Below are 19,441 nucleotides of genomic sequence, written 5' to 3'. Positions count from 1 at the left end.
ACGGCGCGGGCGCGCGGGCGCCGAAGTCTTTCCGCGCAGGTCCGGTTGGCGGACGAAGCTGCCGTTAGTCACAAACGCCGCTTCAAGGGCCGACGATCATTCGTTCGATCAGGGCTGGTACTGTCCGGTTCACTTTCTCGCCGCGGTTCGTGAAAGTAACCTGTCTGCCGACATAGGTCCAATAAAGCAGAATTGCACGCGAATGCGCCTCTGAACCAACGACGCCGTTCAAGAGCAAGAGTTTCCTGATGTGTTCTATGCGCTCCTGATCCACAATTCCGACAACTTGCGCGACCTTTTCGTCTTGAATTGCCCACGCGCGTATCGCGCGCTCGATACCTGACGTATCGGAGAACGCTCTGTTCAAAAGTGCCGATAGCTTGTCCACCGGGTCGTCGGAGTCGTTTGCCGCTATGACATCCGTGGTCATTCGCTCGCGCCAGTATTCAAGCAGTTCGGAATGGTATTGGTCGATGTCTTCGAAGTGCCAATAAAAGCTGCCCCGGGTCACACTAAGCCTTTCGGCAAGTGGTGCTGCCTTTAAGGCGACTGCGCCTGAAGTGGCCAGAGTCTTGAGACCAAGATCAAGCCAGTCGGTTTTCTTAAGCTGGGATTTCATATCTTTAACATACACTACTGTATTGACAGCCGCCAGATCCCCTATTAGACACCATACAGATGTGTATGGAGAATGACATGAACGACCTTCTACTCGTAGGAGCCGGCGTTGGAGGAGTATTGGTAGCAATCATTCACGGTTATCTTGGGCACAAGATCGTTCTTCCCCAACTTGCTGGGGGAACAGCGCAGATTCGACGTGTGAATGAGGCTGTCTTTCAGCTAAGCACGCTCTACTGGCTGGCAGGAGGGCTGGTCCTGATTGCAACGCCCTATTTCCTCGATGACGCCCTGAGACGTGTCTTTGTTTGCGGTGTCGTTTTCCTTTACGCGACCGGCGCAATCGGTAATTTCTGGGCGACACGCGGGCGACATCCCGGATGGGTCATCTTGTTAGTAGTTACCATCATGGCCTTGCTCGGAGCGTAACCCAAACATCGTCGCACACGCGTCAAGTATGGGCTCGGAGTGAACTTTCGCCAGCTGCCCTCACGCCGCGGGCAACCGCCGTTCGACGATCTCCGCCCACCATGAACAGCCCGCCGGGATCGCCTCATCATTGAAGTTGTATTTCGGGTGGTGCACATTTGCGGTGTCGCCGTTGCCGACAAGGATATAGGCGCCGGGACGGGCGTTGAGCATGAAGGCGAAATCCTCGCCGCCCATCACCAGAGGGGCGTCATCGCATCCGCCGGAGACCGATCTGGCGACTTCGGCGGCGAAGTCCGTCTGTTCCTCGGAATTCACCATCACCGGGTAGCCGCGCCGGTAGTCCACCTTGGCGACACCGCCCATCATCGCCGCAGTGCCTTCGGCGATCTCCGTCAGGCGTTTCTCGGCCATGTCCTGAATATCCGGGTCCATCGTGCGCACCGTACCCTTCAGATGCACGGTTTCTGGAATGACGTTGTGGGCGTTGGAACCGGTTGTGAAGGAGGTGACGCTGACCACGACCTGCTTCACAGGGTCCGCATTGCGGCTGGCGATCGACTGCAGTGCCAGAACCACATGGGCCCCCATGACGGTGGTGTCCACCGTATCCTGCGGCTTGGCCGCATGCCCGCCCCTGCCGGTCAGATAGATATCGAACTGATCCGCGGCCGCGAAGAACGCGCCCGGCCGGATCGAGAACGAGCCTACGGGCCGGCCGGGCCAGTTGTGCATCCCGTAGACCTCGTCGATCTTGAACCTGTCCATGATCCCGTCATCGACCATTTCCTTGCCGCCGCCGCCGCCCTCTTCGGCGGGCTGGAAGATCACCGCGACGGTCCCGTCGAAGTTCCGGGTTTCCGCAAGATACTTCGCAGCTCCCAGAAGCATCGCCGTGTGGCCGTCATGGCCGCAGGCATGCATCGCGCCCGGCGTTTTCGAGGCATAGGGCACGCCCGTTTCTTCGTGGATCGGCAACGCGTCCATATCGGCGCGCAATCCGATCGTCCGGCCGTTTGTGTCCGTCTTGCCCTTGATGATCCCGACGACACCGGTACGGCCAAGCCCCGTGACCACCTCGTCGCAGCCGAATTCCTTCAGCTTGTCGGCCACCAGCGCAGAGGTCCGGTGCGTCTCGAACAGGATCTCGGGGTTTTCATGCAGGTCGCGCCGCCATTCCGTGATCTCGGGCAGCAATTCGGCGAAGCGGTTCTTGACGGGCATCTTGTGGTCTCCTGTTGGGGTCAGGCGGCGGGCATCCGGCGCTCGACCAGTTCGGCAAAGAAGCTGCACCCATAGGGGATCGCTTCATCATTGAAATTATAGGCGGGGTGATGGCAATGGGCGGTGTCGCCGTTGCCGAGAAACAGATAGGCGCCGGGCCGTTTCTCCAGAAAATAGGAGAAATCTTCCGACGGCATGATCGGACGGGCGGTGTCGTCCACCTTCATGCCGACCGCCCGGGCGGCCTCGGCGGCGCGGGCCACCGATGTCGCGTCGTTCACGGTCACGGGATATCCGGGCGTCCATATGACTTCCGCCTGCGCGCCGAATGCGCGGGCGGTATCTTCGGCGACCTGACGCACGCGCGCCTCGGCAAGCCCCCGCATCCCGGGATCGAGACAGCGCACGGTGCCCTCCATCCGCGCGGTATCAGGGATCACGTTGGACGCGCTCGAATCGGTGCTGAACGTGCCAACGGTCAGTACCACGCGCGCCAGCGGGTCGATATTGCGGGACACGATCGTATGGAGCGTGACGACGATCTGCGCCGCGACGAGCGTGGTGTCGACCGCATTATGCGGCTCGGCGGCATGTCCGCCCTTGCCCGTCACGACGATCTCGAACTCGTCCGACGAGGCCTGCAGCGGGCCCGCGCAGGTGGCGATCTCACCCACCGGAATGCCGGGCGCGTTGTGAACGCCGTAGATCTCATCGATTTGCCAGCGGTCCATCAACCCGTCGTCGATCATCGCCTTGGCTCCGGCCCCGCCTTCCTCGGCGGGCTGGAAGATCAGGACCAGCGTCCCATCGAAATTGCGCGTCTCGGCCAGATACTTCGCGGCCCCCAGCAACATCGCGGTATGCCCGTCATGGCCGCAGGCATGCATCGCGCCGGGCGTTTTCGACGCATAGTCGAGCCCGGTCTGCTCATGGATCGGCAGCGCGTCCATGTCCGCCCTCAGCGCGATGGCGCGCCCCGACCCCTGAGCCTTGCCGCGGATCACGCCGACAACGCCGGTCCGCCCGATGCCCTCGATCACCTCGTCACAACCAAAAGCGCGCAGTTTCTCGGCAACCATCCCGGCGGTGCGGGGAAGATCGTACATGATCTCGGGGTGTTCATGCATGTCGTGCCGCCACGCGGTGATTTCGGGCAGCAATTCGGCGAAACGGTTCTTGATCGGCATCGTGACAGGCTCCTTGTCAGGCGGCGGGCATCCGACGCTCCACCAGCTCCGCGAAAAAACTGCACCCGTAAGGGATCGCGTCATCGTTGAAGTTGTATTCCGGATGGTGGACCCGTGCGGTCTCCCCATTGCCGACATTGATGAACGCCCCCGGCCGCGCCCGCAGCATATAGCTGAAATCCTCGGCCCCCATGCGCGGCGGCCGCCCGTAATGCACGCGGCCCTTCCCGGCGACGGCCTCGGCGATCTCGGCGGCGATGATTGCGTTTTCCTCGTGATTGACGGTCACCGGATAGCCCCGGTGATAGGTGATTTCGGCCTTGCATCCATACGCCGCCGCCGTCGATTGCAGGATCTCGATCACCCGCACCTCGGCCATGTCGCGGATATCCTCGTCCAGCGTGCGGACCGTGCCACGCAACAGGACGGAATTCGGAATGACATTATGCGCCTCGGAACTTGTCTTGATCGTGCAGACCGAAACGACGATCTGTTTCAGCGGGTCGACATTGCGGCTAGCCACGGTTTGCAGCGCCATGACCGAGGCACAGGCCGCGGGCGACGGGTCGATCGTGTTATGGGGCTGCGCCGCATGGCCGCCCCGGCCAACGATCCGCACTTCGAACTCGTCGGCGGCCGCCATGATCGGGCCCGGAGAGACGCCGAATTCCCCGACCGGCAGACCCGGCTCATTATGCATGCCGTAGACTTCCCTGATCCCGAACCGGTCCATCATTCCGTCATCGACCATCGCCTTGCCGCCCGCGCCGCCTTCCTCCGCCGGCTGGAAGATCACGCAAACCGTGCCGTCGAAATTCCGCGTTTCGGCCAGGTACTTGGCCGCCCCCAGCAACATCGCGGTATGCCCGTCATGGCCGCAGGCATGCATTTTCCCCTCCGTGGCGGAGGCATAATCCAGCCCCGTTTCCTCGGTCATCGGCAGGGCATCCATATCCGCGCGCAGGCCGACACAGGCCCCGACCGTGTCCGTCTTGCCGCGGATCACCCCCACGATACCCGACCGCCCGATGCCGGTGACAACCTCATCACACCCGAACGCCTTCAACTGCGCCTCCACCAGCGCGGTGGTCTTCGGCAGATCGTATTGCAGCTCCGGGTTGGCATGGATCTGGCGGCGCCAGGCGGTGATTTCCTGATGGAGCTCGGCCAGGCGGTTTTTCACGGGCATGGATGTCTTCTCCCTTTTATGGCGCCCACGGGTTGCGGGCATCTTGGTGGCTGCGCGCGGGGTCGGACGGATCCGCGCGGCAGCATCTTCTACACTGGTGGACCGGGCGACCTTGGCGCATCCAAGGGGCGGGTTCAAGCCATCCGGCGAATCAAGCCGGCACGATCCGTCTCCCGACCAACACCGATCACGGAAGCGGATCTGAGAGATTTCTCCTATCGAATCATGGTTAACGACAAGCTCTGCTCAACCGGTTGATAGACAAATCCTAATATCCGCCGGTTTCTTCGGGCTTCCATTAATAACTGTTAACAATTCATTAACATATCGGATCGTGCTGTTAACGATTTCGGACGGGCCTGCGTCACAGACAAATCAATGTCGGATGCGGGGCACGAAACCGGCCCGAAAAGGATGTCAGATCCGGGGCCGTCACAGTGGATTAAGGGGGACACCATGTTTCGGAACACACCAGACCATTCGGTCGCGGATCGCGGCCTTGCATCACCGGTCAGGCCATTTTTGCCGGTTGCCTGGCAAAGCGACGCCGCCCGCAGACCCGCGTGCTGATCCATGCATCTGGCATCCTCGCGCGTCGCGCGCAGCCGGCGGTCCCTCCGAAGGCACCGCGGCCTTGTGGCGCGGATCGGCGCCTGTCTCGCTGCCGGTCTTTCGCTGGTCCTCCTCGCGGGCTGTGCAACTGCACCCCAGAACATCGCTCCGGCAGAGGTCGCGGCCCCCACATCGAGCTGCGCCCAAATGGAAGCTCGGCACGCCCGGATCGCCGCCGAACTTGAGCCCCTGGTGGAACGCCAGCGACAGGCCCGAGCGGCGGATATCGCCTTCATGGCGCTGGTCGCCCCGATCCCGATCAGCGGCAGCATGCGCGTCGATGACGAGATTGCGACCGCCTTGGGGGAGGCCCGCGCCATCGAGGCCCGCCACGCCCGGATCTGCCGGTGATCGTCCGCGTTCTGCTGCTGGCCGCAACGCTGCTGACCGGCTGCGCGCAGCATATCCGGGAGGCCGAGCGCGTGCGGATCACCTATGACCCCGGCGGGCTGCTCAGCAGTCATCACGATCAGGCCGGGCGCTACCTTTTCGCCGGGCTGGCCGTCGAGGTCGAGGGGTATTGCGCCAGCGCCTGCCTGATCTATGCGGTTGCCGACAATGCCTGCCTGCATCGCGACGCGCGCTTCGGCTTTCACGCCGGCAGCAACGCCATCGGCACGGGCTACATGGCGCGTATCATGCCGCCGAACCTGCGCGCCTGGTATCTGTCCGGGCCGTCAAGCCGCGCCGCGATCACCACGCTTGGCACCGCGGATCTGCTGGCTCTGGATCCCGGCGCGTGGCGGCTCTGCGATGGATAGGCGCCCGCCCGGCAGCGGTTTCGTGCTCGCCGCGATCTGGGGGCTGACCTTCTGGGCTCTGGTTCTGCTGGCGGTCTGGATCTTCTAGGCTGCGTTATTCGGTCAGCACATCGAGCAGCATGTCCATGAAATCCTGCCCCTTGCGAAACTGCTCCAAGGTTATGAACTCATTCGGCTGATGGGCCTGTTCGATGTTACCCGGCCCGCAGACGACCGCCGAATAGCCGCTCGACTGGAACTGCCCGGCCTCGGTGCCGAAACTGACCACATGGGTAGCGTTGTCACCGGTCAGGCGACGCACCAGCGCCTCGGCGGCACCGTCGGTTTCAGGTTTCAGCCCGGGCACATCCCATAACGGCACGGCGGTGATGAAACATTCGGGCCGAACCTTGCGGATCTCCGCTTCCAGCGCGCGAACCTCGGCCAGATACCTGTCGGCCCAGTCCCCCGGCGTTTCGGTCGGGACACAGCGGAACGACAGCACGAAACGACAATCCTTTGCCGTTATGTTATGCGCCGTCCCGCCTTCGATCTTGCCCACATGCACGGACGTATAGGGCGGATCGAACGGGCTCCCGGGATCGGCATTGGCCTTGTTCTCCGCATTGATCCGGTTTGCCCAGTCGATCAGCTTGATGCCTTCCATGATCGCCGACACCCCCTGATCGGGCAGCGAGGAATGCACCTCGAAGCCGCGCACATGCATGTCGAACCCGATACCGCCCTTATGCCCGGTGACCGGGCGCATGCTGGTCGGCTCGCCGATAATCGCCAGTGCCGCTCTGGGCATATGCGGCTGCATCGCGGCGATCATCGGCGGCGCCCCGATACAGCCGATCTCCTCGTCCCGTGTCAGGCATATCTGCAAGGGTCGGCTCAGACCCCGCTCAAGGGCGGGCGCGACAAGGCTCAGCGCCAGCGCGTCGAACCCCTTCATGTCGCAGGTTCCGCGCCCGTAAAGCCGGCGGTCCTTCTCCACCACCTGGAACGGGTCCGTGTCCCAGCTCTGGCCATCCACCGGCACCACATCGGTGTGGCCCGACAGGATGACACCGCCCTCCGCCTCGGGGCCCAGATGGCAATAAAGGGAGGCTTTCGTGCCATCGGCGTTGTAATCCCGGTGGCATGAGACGCCCAGACCGTCCAGATAATCCTCCACCCAATCGACCAGATCGAGGTTGGAAACACGGCTGACCGTGGGGAAAGATACAAGTTTTTCAAGCAGCTCCCGAGCGGAAAGGGCTGTTGGCATCAGGCGCTCCTTGCGGTGGGACATGCCCGACCCTGTTCCTTCCCCGCCCCTTCGTCAAGCCTGCGCACCGGAGAGTGCCCAACACTTGGGCATCTGCACAGTCGTCACGCAACGGAGCCCGGATTGCCGCTTGCGGGCCGCGATTTTCATGTTACCGTCGCACTCACTACCTGCACCTGCCCATCAGAGGCGGGGCTTAACCAACTGGTGAGGAGCGTCACACGATGCCCGATGGGGGTCTGCCCTCTGTCCTTGATGTCAAGGACCTCAAAACTGTATTCCGCACCCGGCGCGGCGAAATCCATGCCGTGAACAACGTCAGCTTCCATCTGGAGGCCGGTGAGCTTCTGGGCGTGGTGGGCGAAAGCGGCTCCGGCAAATCGGTGACCATGATGTCGCTCATCGGCCTGCTGCCGATGCCGCCCGCGGAAGTCAGGAACGGCCGCGTGATGTTCGAGGGGCAGGATCTGCTTGCCTGCAACGAGGATCAGCTTCGCGCTGTCCGTGGCGCGCGAATCGGCTTTGTCTTTCAGGATCCGATGACTTCGCTGAACCCGGTCTTCAATGTCGGCTTTCAGATCATCGAACCGCTACGCAAGCATATGGGACTGAGCAAATCCAGGGCACGTGCGCGCGCCGTGGAGTTGCTGGAACTTGTGGGCATCCCCGATGCCGCGCGCCGGCTTGGCGATTATCCGCACCAGTTTTCCGGCGGCATGCGCCAGCGGGTGATGATCGCCATTGCGCTCGCCTGCGACCCCAAGGTGTTGATCGCCGACGAGCCGACGACGGCGCTCGACGTGACGATCCAGGCGCAGATCCTGGAACTGGTCAAGGAACTGCGCCAGAAGCTGGGGATGGCCATCGTCTGGATCACCCATGATCTGGGCGTGATCGCCGGTATCGCCGACCGCGTGATGGTCATGTATGGCGGCCAGGTGGTCGAACAGGGGCCGGTGCGCGAATTGTTCGCCAATCCCAAACATCCTTATACAAGAATGCTTCTGGAAACCGTGCCCTCGGTAACCGGCGAACGGGCCGAGCGGCTGCAGGTCATCGACGGCCAGCCGCCGATGCTCGCACAATCGCCGGACAGTTGCCCGTTCCGGGCGCGTTGTCCGCTGGCGTTCGAGCGTTGCGAACAGGAAAACCCCAAGCGGGTGCCGGTCGGACCCGGCCATGACGCCGCCTGTTTTTGGGATGTAGATGCGGGGGCTCCGCGCGATGTTTGATACCAGCGCCAACAAGAAGCTTGTCGAGGTCGACGGGCTGAAGATGTATTTCCCGATCTATACGGGCCTGCTGCGGCGCCATACCGGCAATGTGAAAGCAGTGGATGGGGTCAGCTTCGACATTCTCGAAGGCGAAACCCTGGGCCTCGTCGGCGAAAGCGGCTGTGGAAAATCCACATGCGGTCGCGCGATCCTGCGGCTTTACGAACCGACTGCCGGGTCGATCAAGATCGATGGCGAGGAAATCGCCAATGTGGGGTTCGACAAGCTGCGCAAGATGCGGCCCACCATGCAGATGGTGTTTCAGGACCCGCAGGCCAGCCTGAACCCGCGCATGACAGTAGCCGCGATCATCGGCGAGCCGCTGAGCGAGCATTCCGGCAAATCCAGATCCGACCAGCTTGACCGGATCTACGAGCTGATGGACGCGGTCGGCCTGAACCGGGATTTCGCCAACCGGTATCCACATGAGTTTTCCGGCGGGCAGCGCCAGCGCATCGGCATCGCCCGCGCCCTTGCGCTGAACCCGAAATTCATCGTCTGCGACGAACCGATCGCCGCGCTGGACGTGTCCATTCAGGCGCAGGTGGTCAATCTTCTGGAAGATCTTCAGAAGCAGTTTGGCCTGACATACCTGTTCATCTCCCACGATCTGTCGATGGTGCGCCACATCGCCGACCGGGTCGCGGTGATGTATCTGGGCAAGGTCGTCGAACTGGCCCCGCGGGAGGATCTCTATGCCGACCCGCTTCACCCGTATACGAAGGCATTGCTCTCTGCCGTGCCGGAGCCCGATCCGGTCGCCCATGACAATGCCAACCGCACCATTCTGCAAGGCGACGTGCCCAGCCCGTCGAACCCGCCCGAGGGCTGCAATTTCTGCACCAGATGCCCATCGGTCATGGATATCTGCCGAAAGATCGACCCCGAATTCCGGGAGGTGCGCCCCGGCCGTTTCGTCGCCTGCCACCTTCTGAACGACACCAAGATGCCCGCTGACCCAACAGCGGCGGTTGAGGCGTGACATGAGCAATCCAACAAGGAGAGAGACATGAACTCGAAGACACTTTTACTGGGGGCCGCTGCTGCGTTTATGCTAAGCCCTGTGGCCGCGATGGCCGAGCGCGGCTCGTCCGGCCATCTGAACATCATCTATTGGCAAGCGCCCTCCACGCTGAACCCGTATCTGTCGGGCGGCACCAAGGAAGTGGAAAGCGCGTCTCTGGTGTTGGAATCCTTCGCCCGTTTTGACGACACCGGCACCATGGTACCGTGGCTGGCGGCGGATATTCCGACCGTCGAGAACGGCGGCGTCAGCGAAGATCTGACGCAGATCACCTGGACCATCGCGGATGGCATCACCTGGTCAGATGGCACGCCGCTCACCGCAGCGGACGCCGTGTTCACCTGGGAATACTGCACCCATCCGGAAGGCGGATGCGCGCAGGCCTCCTATTTCGACGGTGTGGACAGCGTTGTGGCCGTTGACGACATGACGGTTCAGATCAACTTCAACGCACCCAAGCCTTTCCCCTACACCGCCTTCGTGGGTTCGGAATCGCCGATCATTCAGGCCGCGCAATTCGCCGAATGCCTCGGTGCCCGCGCTCCCGAATGCACCGACGCCAATTTCGGTCCGATCGGCACCGGCCCCTTCGTCGTCACCGATTTCCGGCCGAATGACGTGATCGAATTCGAAGCGAACCAGAACTTCCGCTACCCCGATCGCCCCTATTTCGCCACCGTGACCTTCAAGGGCGGCGGCGACGCGGCGGCGGCGGCGCGCTCGGTTCTGGAAACCGGCGAGTTCGACTACGCCTGGAACCTGCAGATCGACCCGACGATCCTCGCGCAGATGGAAGCGCAGGGGAACGGCACGGTCGTGACCGCCTTCGGGACATCGGTCGAGCGTCTGCACCTGAACCAGACCAACCCCGACCCGGCGCTTGGTGATCTGCGCTCCACGGTCGAGGGTGGCCCGCACCCGTTCCTGACGGATCCGATCATCGGCCAGGCAATGTCCATGGCCATCGACCGCGCCCTGCTGGTCGAAGTCGGCTACGGTGCCGGTGGTCAGCCGACCTGCAACGTCCTGCCCGCGCCGGAGCTTTACGCCTCGACCGCCAATGATGACTGCCTCGTGCAGGACATTGCCGGGGCCAACGCGCTTCTGGACGAGGCCGGCTATGTGGACACCGACGGTGACGGCATCCGCGAAGCCAACGGCATGCCGCTGAGCGTTCTCTACCAGACCTCCACCAACGCCGTCCGTCAGGACACGCAGGCGCTGGTGAAACAGTGGTGGAGCGAGATCGGCATCGACGCGGAACTCCGCAACATCGACGCCTCGGTCTTCTTCGGCGGTGACCCGGCGAGCCCGGACACCTTCCAGAAGTTCTATGCCGACGTGGAGATGTACACCAACAACTTCGCCGGCGTGGACCCGGAGGCCTATATGGCCAACTGGCGCTGCTCGGAAATCCCGGGCCCCGACACCCAGTGGCAGGGCTCCAACATCCAGCGCTTCTGCATGGAAGAGTACGACGCCCTCGTCGACGAGATGGCCACCACGGCCGATCTTCAGGAACGTGGCCGCCTTGCCCGTGAAATGAACGACATGATCATCCAGTCCTACTCGATCATTCCGCTCATTCACCGTGGTGGTGTTTCGGCCCATGCCAACAGCCTGGAAGGCATCCGCATGTCCGACTGGGACAGCGAACTCTGGAACATCATGGATTGGCGCCGCGCCGAATAATCCATGTGTCCTTGCCGCGTTCCCGGTCATCCGGGGGCGCGGCTCCCTTTTCCAGCATCACCCAATACCAAGAAAAACTGCTGAGCCGAGGCGCCGCCCATGCTGACCTACACAATCCGCCGATTGCTTCTGGCCATCCCGACGCTTCTGTTCATCAGTTTCATCATCTTCCTGATCGTGAAGCTGTCGCCCTCGGACCCCACCGCGGGCCTGCCGCTGACGATCCCGCCAGAGGTGCGGGAACAGATCCGCGAAAGCCTCGGCGTGAACCAACCGGTCTTCGTGCAGTATTTCCGATGGCTGCAACTCATGGTCTGGAACGAGCCGCTCCACCTGATCGAAGGCTGGACCGGCTGGAATGTGGCCCCCGAAAGCACCACCCGCATCATCAGCTATCAGACCCGCTCGCCGGTGATGGACCTGATCATGCAGCGCATGCCGCAGACGCTGTGGGTTGTGGGCATCTCCTATATCGTCGGCATCATCATCGCCCTGCCGATCGGCATCATCTCGGCCTATCGGCAGTATTCCTGGTTCGATCAACTCGGCACCTTCATCTCGATGCTCGGCTTCTCGGTTCCGACCTTCTTTACCGGCGTTCTGTTCATCGTGATCTTCGCGGTCAATCTGGGCTGGTTCCCAAGCGTCTATGACACCACCCATGTGGTCACGGATTGGGACAGTTTCATCGTCCAGCTCAAACAGATCATCATGCCGGTCATGGTTCTGGGCCTGTTCAACGCGAGCCAGATCAGCCGCTTCATGCGGGCCTCGATGCTCGATAACCTCAACCAGGATTACGTGCGCACGGCGCGCGCGAAGGGCCTGACCGAAAAGGTCGTTGTGCTCGTTCACGTGCTGCGCAACTCCTTGATCCCGGTGGTCACCGTCATCGCGCTCAACGTGCCCGCAGTCTTTGGTGGCGCGATCATTACCGAGCAGGTGTTCAAGGTGAACGGGATCGGCCAGCTTCTGATCATCGCGATCCAGTCGGGAGACGTGCCCACGGTTCAGACCGTGTCCTTCATCTTCGCCGTGTTGATCGTGCTCTTCAACCTGATCGCCGATGTCCTTTACGGCGTTCTTGACCCGAGGATCCGCTATGACTGACGGACCGAACCAGCCGCTCGCCACATCCGGCGCCACGCCTGCGGGCGCCGCACCGGTCATGGAGATGGAGGCCTATCGTCCGCCGCGCAACCAGTGGTGGGATGTCTGGGATCAGTTCAAGACGCATAAGGGCGCCCTGCTTGGCCTCGGCTTTTTCATCTTCGCGCTGCTCTTCGTCTATGTCGGCCCGCTGATCTGGACGATAGATCCCACCTTCATCGACATCCGCGCGCGCAATTCCGGGCCCAGCCTCGCCCATCCGATGGGCACCGATCAGTTGGGCCGCGATACGCTCGCCCGGATGATGGCGGGCGGGCAGACCTCCATCGCCGTGGGCCTGACCGCGATGCTGCTGAGCCTTGTCCTCGGCACGCTGATTGGCGTGGTGGCGGGCTATTTCCGCCGTCTCGACGGGCCGCTGATGCGCCTGACCGACCTTTTCCTCGCCATGCCGCTTCTGCCGCTCCTGCTGGTCATCATCATGCTGTTCCGCGACCAGCTTCGGGCGGCCTTTGGCCCCGAAGGCGGGATCTTCATCCTGATCGTCTTCGTGATCGGCATCACCTCGTGGATGCAGACAGCCCGCGTGGTGCGCGGCGACGTGCTGGCACTCAAGGAGCGGGAGTTCGTCCTGGCCGCAAAATCCATCGGCACACCGTCCCACCGGATGATCCTGCGCCATGTCCTGCCCAACGTGATGTCGCCGATCATGGTCTCCGCCACGCTTGGCATCGCAAACGCGATCATCACCGAAAGCGCGCTCAGCTTTCTGGGCCTCGGCTTCCCGTCGGACTTCCCCACCTGGGGCCGGCTCCTGTTCGACGCCACAGACTGGCTTCAGCAAAACCCCGAGCGGGTGATGTGGCCCGGCCTTGCGATCTCGCTCACGGTACTCAGCGTGAACTATATCGGCGACGGCCTGCGCGATGCGCTCGATCCGCGCATCCGCGGCCGCTGAGAGGCCCTGAACCCCGGCCCTGCTTCCGGATCGCACGGCATCCGAGCGCAGCCGTGCAAAAAAAACGGCGGAGCCATGTGCTCCGCCGTTTCCATTTGGTGTGATCGCCGGCCCTGACCGGCCGGGGCTTTATTCCGCCGGTTGGCCAGAAGGCTGCACCAGAACGCCCGCCTTTTCGCGGCGGCCATCGTTGAACATCGCCTTGATCAGCGAGATCACCATCAGCACCATCACGATGGTGAAGGGCAGCGCCCCGATGATCATCGCATCCTGAAGGCTGTCCAGCGGGTTCGCGCCGCCGGAATTGCCCGCGATAATCAGCGCGCCGATCACGCCGGTCATGATCAGACCCCAGATGATCCGATGCTTGATGCCGGTCTCCTGCTCGCCGCCGGACATGATCGTGTTCATCACCAGAATGCCCGAGTCCGCCGAGGTCACCAGAAAGGTCATGATCAGCACCACGCACATGATGGTGATACCGGTCAGGAACCCGCCGCTGATCATGTGCCCAAGGGTCACGAACAGCTTGTTGGTGTTGCTGGCCGCGATGATCGAGCCCTCGGCCACGCCGGACAGTTCCAGATCGATCGCCGTACCGCCCAGAATGGTCATCCACGCGAAACAGACCATCGCCGGCGCAATCACGCAGCCGAGGATGAAGCCGCGCACGGTCCGCCCGCGGGAGATACGCGCCAGAAACAGCCCCACGAAGGGCGAGAAGGCGATCCACCACGCCCAGTAGAACGTGGTCCAGCTGGATTGCCACCCGAAGAGACGGCCCTGGGTGCCCGCTTCATAGGCCCCCATCTGTGCCGCCGCGGGAACCGCCGCCGCCGCCTCAAGGCCCGGCAGGGAGGCGGTCAGCGCCGCAAGCTCGGCGGTCTGTTCCGGTGTCGGGGCGGCTTCCGCCTCCAGCGCCGCGATTGCGGCCTGGGCATCTGTCACCGCACTGCCGAGCCCACCCTGAAATCCGTCAAGCGAGCCCCAGGGATTGGTGGCACCGCCGAACAGCTCCCCCGCCACGGGCGCCGCGGCGGCGTCCAGATCCCCGGCAAACGCGGCCTCCGTCAGCGGCGAATACGCCTCGAAGCTCAACGCGAAGAAGCTCAGGACGTAGTCCGCCAACGCCGTCGCATAGGTCGTCATCGCGAACAGGAACGATCCGAAGATCACGAAGGTCATCAGCAGGATGATCGACAGGACGAGGTTCAGGTTCGACAGATATTTGATACCGCGCCCCACGCCCGAAACCGCCGACAGGATCGACAGAAGCATGATGATGCCAAGCGCGCTCAAGAGCCCCACTGTGGACGGTTTGGGGGCCGCATCTTCGCCCGCGGGGCCCATCAGCCAGTCCATGCCGGTCACAGCATAGACGCCATCGACGAACTGGCTGACGCCGAAGCCGATTGTCACGGACACGCCAAGGATGGTGGCCACGACGCCAAGGATATCAACCAGATGGCCGATCAGACCGTTGGCCGCCCGGCCCAGAAGCGGGGTCAGCGCGGTGCGGATCGTCAGAGGCATGTCACGGGTATAGGCGTAATAGGCCAGGCTCAGCCCGGTGACGACATAGATCGCCCATGCATGAAACCCGTAATGCAGGAAGGTGTAGCGAAAGGCGGAGGTCAGCGCCTCTTCACTGTTGGCCTCGACATTGCCGGCCAGGATTTCCGGGTTCGACCCCCAGAGGCCCAACGGTTCGGCCGTGGCGAACACCATCAGCCCCACACCCAGACCGGCCCCGAACATCATCGAGAACCAGGAGAAGTTGGAAAACTCGGGCACGGTATCCGGCCCGCCCAGTTTGCGTTTGCCCACCGGCAGCAGCGCCAGCGCGAACAGGAAGAACGCGAACACGCCGACCGAGATGATGTAGAAGCTGTTCCAGCCCTGAAGAAGCGCCCAGTTCCAGGCATCCAGACTGCCGTTTGCCGTCAGCGGAAAGATCAGTGCCCACAAGACCAGCCCGACCATCACGATCTTGGAGATCAGCGCGATGGGTAGCGAGTGGCCTTGGTAGAAGCCGTTATCCGCGGTACGGATTTCAAGCTCCGTGAATGGAGGTTTTGGTGCCATGACATCCCTGTCCTTTCTTGAAAGGGGGGACGTTTCCTGCCTCCTCCCTTTCGGGGTGGGCTTTGGCCGGCACGGCCATGCCCGTTATCGGAGGAAGATAACAGGCGCCCGGCACCCCGCCGCAGCCCGTTTGCGACAGGCCAAAGGCCAGAGTCGTCGGTTGGGCGGCGGAATCGGGGCGTATCGGCCACACCTAGGGCGTCAGTGCGATTCTCCCCAAATCAACCTGCGGTGGTCGAAATCGGCCTCAACCGTCGGTTTGACGATGCGAAAATAGGGCGACAGGTCGAAATCCCGGGGCGCGAAAAGCGAATGATGCCGGATATGCAGGATCTCCTTCTGCGCATAGTCGGACCCGCCCGGGCGCCGTTCGGGCAGGATCGGATAGCGCAGCTGCTGGTAGGCCTGTGCGATCAGCGACGAACAGATCGCCCGCGTCGGATCGCCCGCACCAAGGGCCAGCATGCGCCGACGCCATCTGACCGGCACCGGCGGTGTCGGAAAGAAGTACCGCGCCAGGTCGAAGATGTTCCGCATGTCGTATCGCAGGCCCAGATTGCCGATCATGAACTGCACGACCTGATCCCGCTCCGCCCCGGTCAGCCCTACCGCGCGACAGATGCGGGTGTTGTAGCTTTCGTATTTACTCAGCGGCGCCGCAACGCAGCCTTCCCCCAGGTTGACCTCCACCAGGCGCGGCCGCTCGCTCCCGTCCTCGGGCATCGGCAGCGCATCTCCCACATAAAGCGCGGCATGGGACCAGGTCGATTGGGTCAGATACTTGATGGCGTTCGAAATCCGCTCGCTGCCTTCGACCAGCACAACATCGCCCGGCTCCAGTGTGCGGCAGAGTGTGGGGAAATCGGACGGCGTGTAGGGCCGATAGCCCGAGCTTTGAGTGCGCAGCTTGCGTGCCAGACGCCGGCCAAGCCGATCCAGCAGGCTGTCTTTCGTTCTTGTCACCTGATCGCTCATCGGGGCTGGGCTTTCTGTTCGCTTCGCCATGATCATAGCGGCCAAAACACACCGCCTGTCTACGCCGCTCACCAGGACGTTAACCTGCGCGAGCGAGCTGAAACATATGCGGCCCCGCCTCCAAATGCAGCCCGGCCCGGTGCGCCCGGACACGCCAATTCTGGCAAAATGACATTCTTTGCGCATTTTGTCATGGAAACCCGGCCGAACCCGCGCTATCCTAACCGTAAGGCACCGGACAGGAGGTACTTGCATGGCGACCACGCTGACCATCAACGGCGACACGCATACCGTGGATCTGCCCGACGACGTCCCGCTTCTCTGGGCGCTGCGCGACGAGATCGGCCTGACCGGAACCAAATTCGGCTGCGGTGTCGCGGCCTGCGGCGCCTGCACCGTCCATATCGAGGGGGAGGCCGTCCGCTCCTGCCAGATCGCGCTGGCCGATGTCTGGGGGCCGGTCACCACGATCGAAGGGCTGGGCCAGCCCGGCAACCTCCATGCCGTGCAGGCGGCCTGGGTCGAACATCAGGTCGCCCAATGCGGCTATTGCCAGTCCGGCCAGATCATGCAGGCCGCCGATCTGCTCTCCCGCACGCCCGACCCCACGGATCAGGAGATCGACGACGCCATGGCCGGCAATCTCTGCCGCTGCGGCACCTATGACCGGATCCGCGCGGCGATCAGGACCGCCGCCGCCAATCTTCAGGGGGCCTGAACAGATGAGCCGTTTCGGAACAATCGCCCGCCGCACCTTTCTGCTGGGCACCGCCGCGATCGCGGGCGGGGTCGCCTTCGGCTATTACCAATATGCCCGGGCATTGCCCAACCCGCTTCCCCACGGCGAAGGCCAGAACCCGATCACGCCTTATGTGCTGATCGATCAGGACGGGGTGACCATCATCACGCCGCGCGCCGAGATGGGTCAGGGCGTCTATACAACCCTCGCCGCTCTGGTTGCCGAAGAGCTGGATGTGACCTGGGAGGATATTCGCGTGGCGCACGGCCCGCCCGATCAGGCCTATTACAATGGCGGTTTGATGTCCCATGGCCTGCCGATCAACGATTACGAGCGCTCCGGCTTTCAGGAGATGATGATCGAGGCGATGACAGTCGTGCCAAAAATGGCCGCGCTTCAGGTCACCGGCGGCTCCACCTCGATGCTGGATGCCTATGAGAAAATGCGCCTTGCCGGGGCCTCCGCCCGGGAAACGCTGAAACAGGCCGCCGCAGATCGCCTTGGTCTCAGCCGCGCCGATCTGCGCACCGAGGCCGGTGCCGTGATCCCGCCCGACGGCACCCCGATCCCCTATGCCGATCTGGCCGAGGCCGCCGCCCGGATCGACCCGGTCACCCGCGGCATCGAGCTTCGTTCGCAAGACAGTTGGCGATATCTCGGGCAGAGCATGCCGCGCACCGATGTGGTGGCCAAATCCACCGGCACCGCGACCTTCGGCGCCGATATCCGGCTACCGGGCATGAAACACGCCACGTTGCGGATGTCTCCCCGGCTTGGCGGGGAGATGCGGCACTTCGATGCCAGCGCCGCCGAAGCGATGCCCGGTGTCGAACGCATCATCGATCTGGGCACCGGGATCGCGGTCGTGGCCAGCAACACATGGCTTGCGATGCAGGCCGCCGAGGCCGTGGAGATAGAATGGGGCCCCGCGCCATACCCGGAAAGCAGCGCCGAGATGATGGAGATCATCCGCGCCGCGCTGGACAACAACCCCAACTCGACCCTCCGCAACGATGGCGACGCGGATGAGGCCCCGGACGCCGCCGATATCGTGCTGGAAGCGGAATACACCGTGCCATGGCTTGCCCATTCCACGATGGAGCCGATGAATGCGGTCGCCCTTTATACCGGCGACGCGCTGGAGCTTTGGTGCGGGACGCAGGCGCCGGTTCTGGCGGAACAGAAAGCCGCCGAGGCCGTGGGGCTCGACGCCGCGCAGGCCACCTGCCACGTCACATTCCTGGGTGGCGGGTTCGGACGGCGGGGAGAGACCGATTTCGCCGTTCTCGCCGCCCGCATCGCCGCCGAGATGCCCGGCACGCCGGTGAAAACCATCTGGTCGCGTGACGAGGACATGCGCCATGATTTCTACCGGCCCGCCGCCGCGGCCCGCATGCACGGGGTGATCCGGCAGGGGTTCGCTCACACGCTGGACGGGCGCGTCGCGGCCCCGTCGGTGACCCGGCAGTCGCTGAACCGCGTCGCGGGTTTCACGCCCCCCGGACCCGACAAGGGCCATGTGGAGGGCATGTTCAACCAGCCTTACGGCATCCCGAATTACCGCGTGCAGGGTCATCTGGCCGATCTGGCCGTACCCATCGGCTTCTGGCGATCCGTCGGCAATTCGTTCAACGGCTTCTTCATGGAAAGCTTCATCGACGAGATGGCCCATGCCGCAGGCCGCGACCCGCTGGCCTTTCGTCTCGACCTTGCCCGCGGCGAACACGCCCCGACAGCGGGCGTGCTGGAAGCGGTGGCCGATATGGCCAACTGGTCTGGCGAGACCCCGGCAGGGATCGGGCGCGGCGTGGCGATGACCTATTCCTTCCACACACCCGTCGCCATCGCGATGGAGGTCAGCGACCGGGACGGCGCCATTTCCATGGATCGCGCCTGGATCGCCTGCGATGTGGGCACGGCACTGGACCCGGGCATTATCGAACAGCAGATGATCTCGGGCCTCATCTACGGCCTGTCGGCGGCGGTAATGGGCGAGATCAGCTTTGCCGGCGGGGAGGTCGAGCAGTTCAACTTCCCCGATTACGACGCGCTGCGGATACATCAGGTGCCCCAGACAGAGGTCCGCATCCTAGAAACCCAACCCCATCTGGGTGGTGTTGGGGAGCCCTCCACCCCGCCTTCCATGGCCGCTCTGGCCAATGCCATCTATGATCTGACGGGCGAACGGATCCGCGACCTGCCGCTCAACCGGCGGTTCGATTTCATCCTCTGACCCCTGGGCCGCGCCGCCCGCCACGCAGCGACTATCGCGCTGAAGACGCATGACTTTCGCGGCGCATTCTCGCGGCGTG

17 protein-coding genes are annotated in these 19,441 nt (G+C 63.2%); 10 read left to right on the top strand and 7 right to left on the bottom strand.

Going from position 1 to position 19,441, the window contains the following annotated elements:
* Positions 1–82: 82 nt before the first annotated feature.
* Positions 83–619 carry a TetR/AcrR family transcriptional regulator gene (locus D9R08_RS12500; RefSeq protein WP_121898400.1) on the bottom strand — a complete coding sequence of 179 codons (537 nt, stop codon included), beginning with the start codon at positions 617–619 and terminating at the stop codon, positions 83–85.
* 77 nt (positions 620–696) lie between these two features.
* Between D9R08_RS12500 and D9R08_RS12495 the strand changes: the two genes are divergently transcribed.
* Positions 697–1,047 (top strand): hypothetical protein, encoded by a 351-nt coding sequence (locus tag D9R08_RS12495; protein ID WP_147450675.1) that lies wholly within the window; start codon positions 697–699, stop codon positions 1,045–1,047.
* Between the two features lie 60 nt (positions 1,048–1,107).
* Here D9R08_RS12495 and D9R08_RS12490 read toward each other — a convergent pair whose 3' ends face one another.
* From D9R08_RS12490 to D9R08_RS12480, 3 genes are read right to left on the bottom strand one after another with little or no spacing between them, the layout of a single operon-like run.
* A complete protein-coding gene (locus D9R08_RS12490; protein ID WP_121898398.1) occupies positions 1,108–2,271 on the bottom strand; it encodes a M20 aminoacylase family protein in 1,164 nt (387 codons plus the stop codon).
* 20 nt (positions 2,272–2,291) lie between these two features.
* The gene (locus tag D9R08_RS12485; RefSeq protein WP_121898397.1) at positions 2,292–3,458 is read right to left on the bottom strand and encodes a M20 aminoacylase family protein; all 1,167 of its coding nucleotides are present in this window, start codon (positions 3,456–3,458) and stop codon (positions 2,292–2,294) included.
* Between the two features lie 16 nt (positions 3,459–3,474).
* On the bottom strand, positions 3,475–4,647 hold the full coding sequence (locus D9R08_RS12480) for a M20 aminoacylase family protein (protein WP_121898396.1): 1,173 nt from the start codon (positions 4,645–4,647) through the stop codon (positions 3,475–3,477).
* Between the two features lie 759 nt (positions 4,648–5,406).
* On the opposite strand from D9R08_RS12480, the gene D9R08_RS18920 reads away from it, so the two are divergent.
* Together D9R08_RS18920 and D9R08_RS12470 are read left to right on the top strand one after the other, a co-directional pair.
* Positions 5,407–5,610 carry a hypothetical protein gene (locus tag D9R08_RS18920; protein WP_147450674.1) on the top strand — a complete coding sequence of 68 codons (204 nt, stop codon included), beginning with the start codon at positions 5,407–5,409 and terminating at the stop codon, positions 5,608–5,610.
* Entirely contained in the window at positions 5,607–6,020 is a 414-nt protein-coding gene (locus tag D9R08_RS12470) for a hypothetical protein (RefSeq protein ID WP_121898394.1), read from the top strand. The genes D9R08_RS18920 and D9R08_RS12470 overlap by 4 nt, the downstream gene beginning before the upstream one ends.
* Before the next feature lie 94 nt (positions 6,021–6,114).
* Here the strand turns inward: D9R08_RS12470 and argE are convergent, their stop codons facing one another.
* Positions 6,115–7,272, bottom strand: coding sequence for an acetylornithine deacetylase (gene argE, locus D9R08_RS12465; protein ID WP_121898589.1), 1,158 nt, complete (start codon positions 7,270–7,272; stop codon positions 6,115–6,117).
* Between the two features lie 224 nt (positions 7,273–7,496).
* Between argE and D9R08_RS12460 the strand changes: the two genes are divergently transcribed.
* From D9R08_RS12460 to D9R08_RS12440, 5 genes are all read left to right on the top strand, one after another.
* Positions 7,497–8,504, top strand: coding sequence for an ABC transporter ATP-binding protein (locus D9R08_RS12460; protein WP_121898393.1), 1,008 nt, complete (start codon positions 7,497–7,499; stop codon positions 8,502–8,504).
* Complete coding sequence (locus D9R08_RS12455) at positions 8,497–9,528, top strand: ABC transporter ATP-binding protein (RefSeq protein ID WP_121898588.1); 1,032 nt, start codon at positions 8,497–8,499, stop codon at positions 9,526–9,528. The genes D9R08_RS12460 and D9R08_RS12455 overlap by 8 nt, the downstream gene beginning before the upstream one ends.
* 27 nt (positions 9,529–9,555) lie before the next feature.
* Positions 9,556–11,262 carry a peptide ABC transporter substrate-binding protein gene (locus D9R08_RS12450; protein WP_121898392.1) on the top strand — a complete coding sequence of 569 codons (1,707 nt, stop codon included), beginning with the start codon at positions 9,556–9,558 and terminating at the stop codon, positions 11,260–11,262.
* A 99-nt stretch (positions 11,263–11,361) separates the two neighbouring features.
* Entirely contained in the window at positions 11,362–12,372 is a 1,011-nt protein-coding gene (locus tag D9R08_RS12445) for an ABC transporter permease (RefSeq protein ID WP_121898391.1), read from the top strand.
* Positions 12,365–13,330 (top strand): ABC transporter permease, encoded by a 966-nt coding sequence (locus D9R08_RS12440; protein ID WP_121898390.1) that lies wholly within the window; start codon positions 12,365–12,367, stop codon positions 13,328–13,330. Before D9R08_RS12445 ends, D9R08_RS12440 begins: the two co-directional genes overlap by 8 nt.
* A 129-nt stretch (positions 13,331–13,459) precedes the next feature.
* Here D9R08_RS12440 and D9R08_RS12435 read toward each other — a convergent pair whose 3' ends face one another.
* Together D9R08_RS12435 and D9R08_RS12430 are read right to left on the bottom strand one after the other, a co-directional pair.
* Positions 13,460–15,415: a BCCT family transporter gene (locus tag D9R08_RS12435; protein WP_121898389.1), complete on the bottom strand. Its 1,956-nt coding sequence runs from the start codon at positions 15,413–15,415 to the stop codon at positions 13,460–13,462.
* Between the two features lie 201 nt (positions 15,416–15,616).
* Positions 15,617–16,378 carry a C40 family peptidase gene (locus D9R08_RS12430; RefSeq protein WP_233557447.1) on the bottom strand — a complete coding sequence of 254 codons (762 nt, stop codon included), beginning with the start codon at positions 16,376–16,378 and terminating at the stop codon, positions 15,617–15,619.
* A gap of 265 nt (positions 16,379–16,643) precedes the next feature.
* Between D9R08_RS12430 and D9R08_RS12425 the strand changes: the two genes are divergently transcribed.
* Complete coding sequence (locus D9R08_RS12425; protein WP_121898387.1) at positions 16,644–17,108, top strand: (2Fe-2S)-binding protein; 465 nt, start codon at positions 16,644–16,646, stop codon at positions 17,106–17,108.
* Between the two features lie 4 nt (positions 17,109–17,112).
* On the top strand, positions 17,113–19,362 hold the full coding sequence (locus tag D9R08_RS12420) for a xanthine dehydrogenase family protein molybdopterin-binding subunit (protein ID WP_121898386.1): 2,250 nt from the start codon (positions 17,113–17,115) through the stop codon (positions 19,360–19,362).
* Positions 19,363–19,441: the final 79 nt, after the last annotated feature.

This window comes from Rhodophyticola porphyridii (assembly GCF_003688285.1).
Taxonomy (GTDB): Bacteria; Pseudomonadota; Alphaproteobacteria; order Rhodobacterales; family Rhodobacteraceae; genus Rhodophyticola; species Rhodophyticola porphyridii.
Note: the sequence above shows the minus strand (reverse complement) of the source record. Positions and strands in the feature narration are given on the sequence as shown.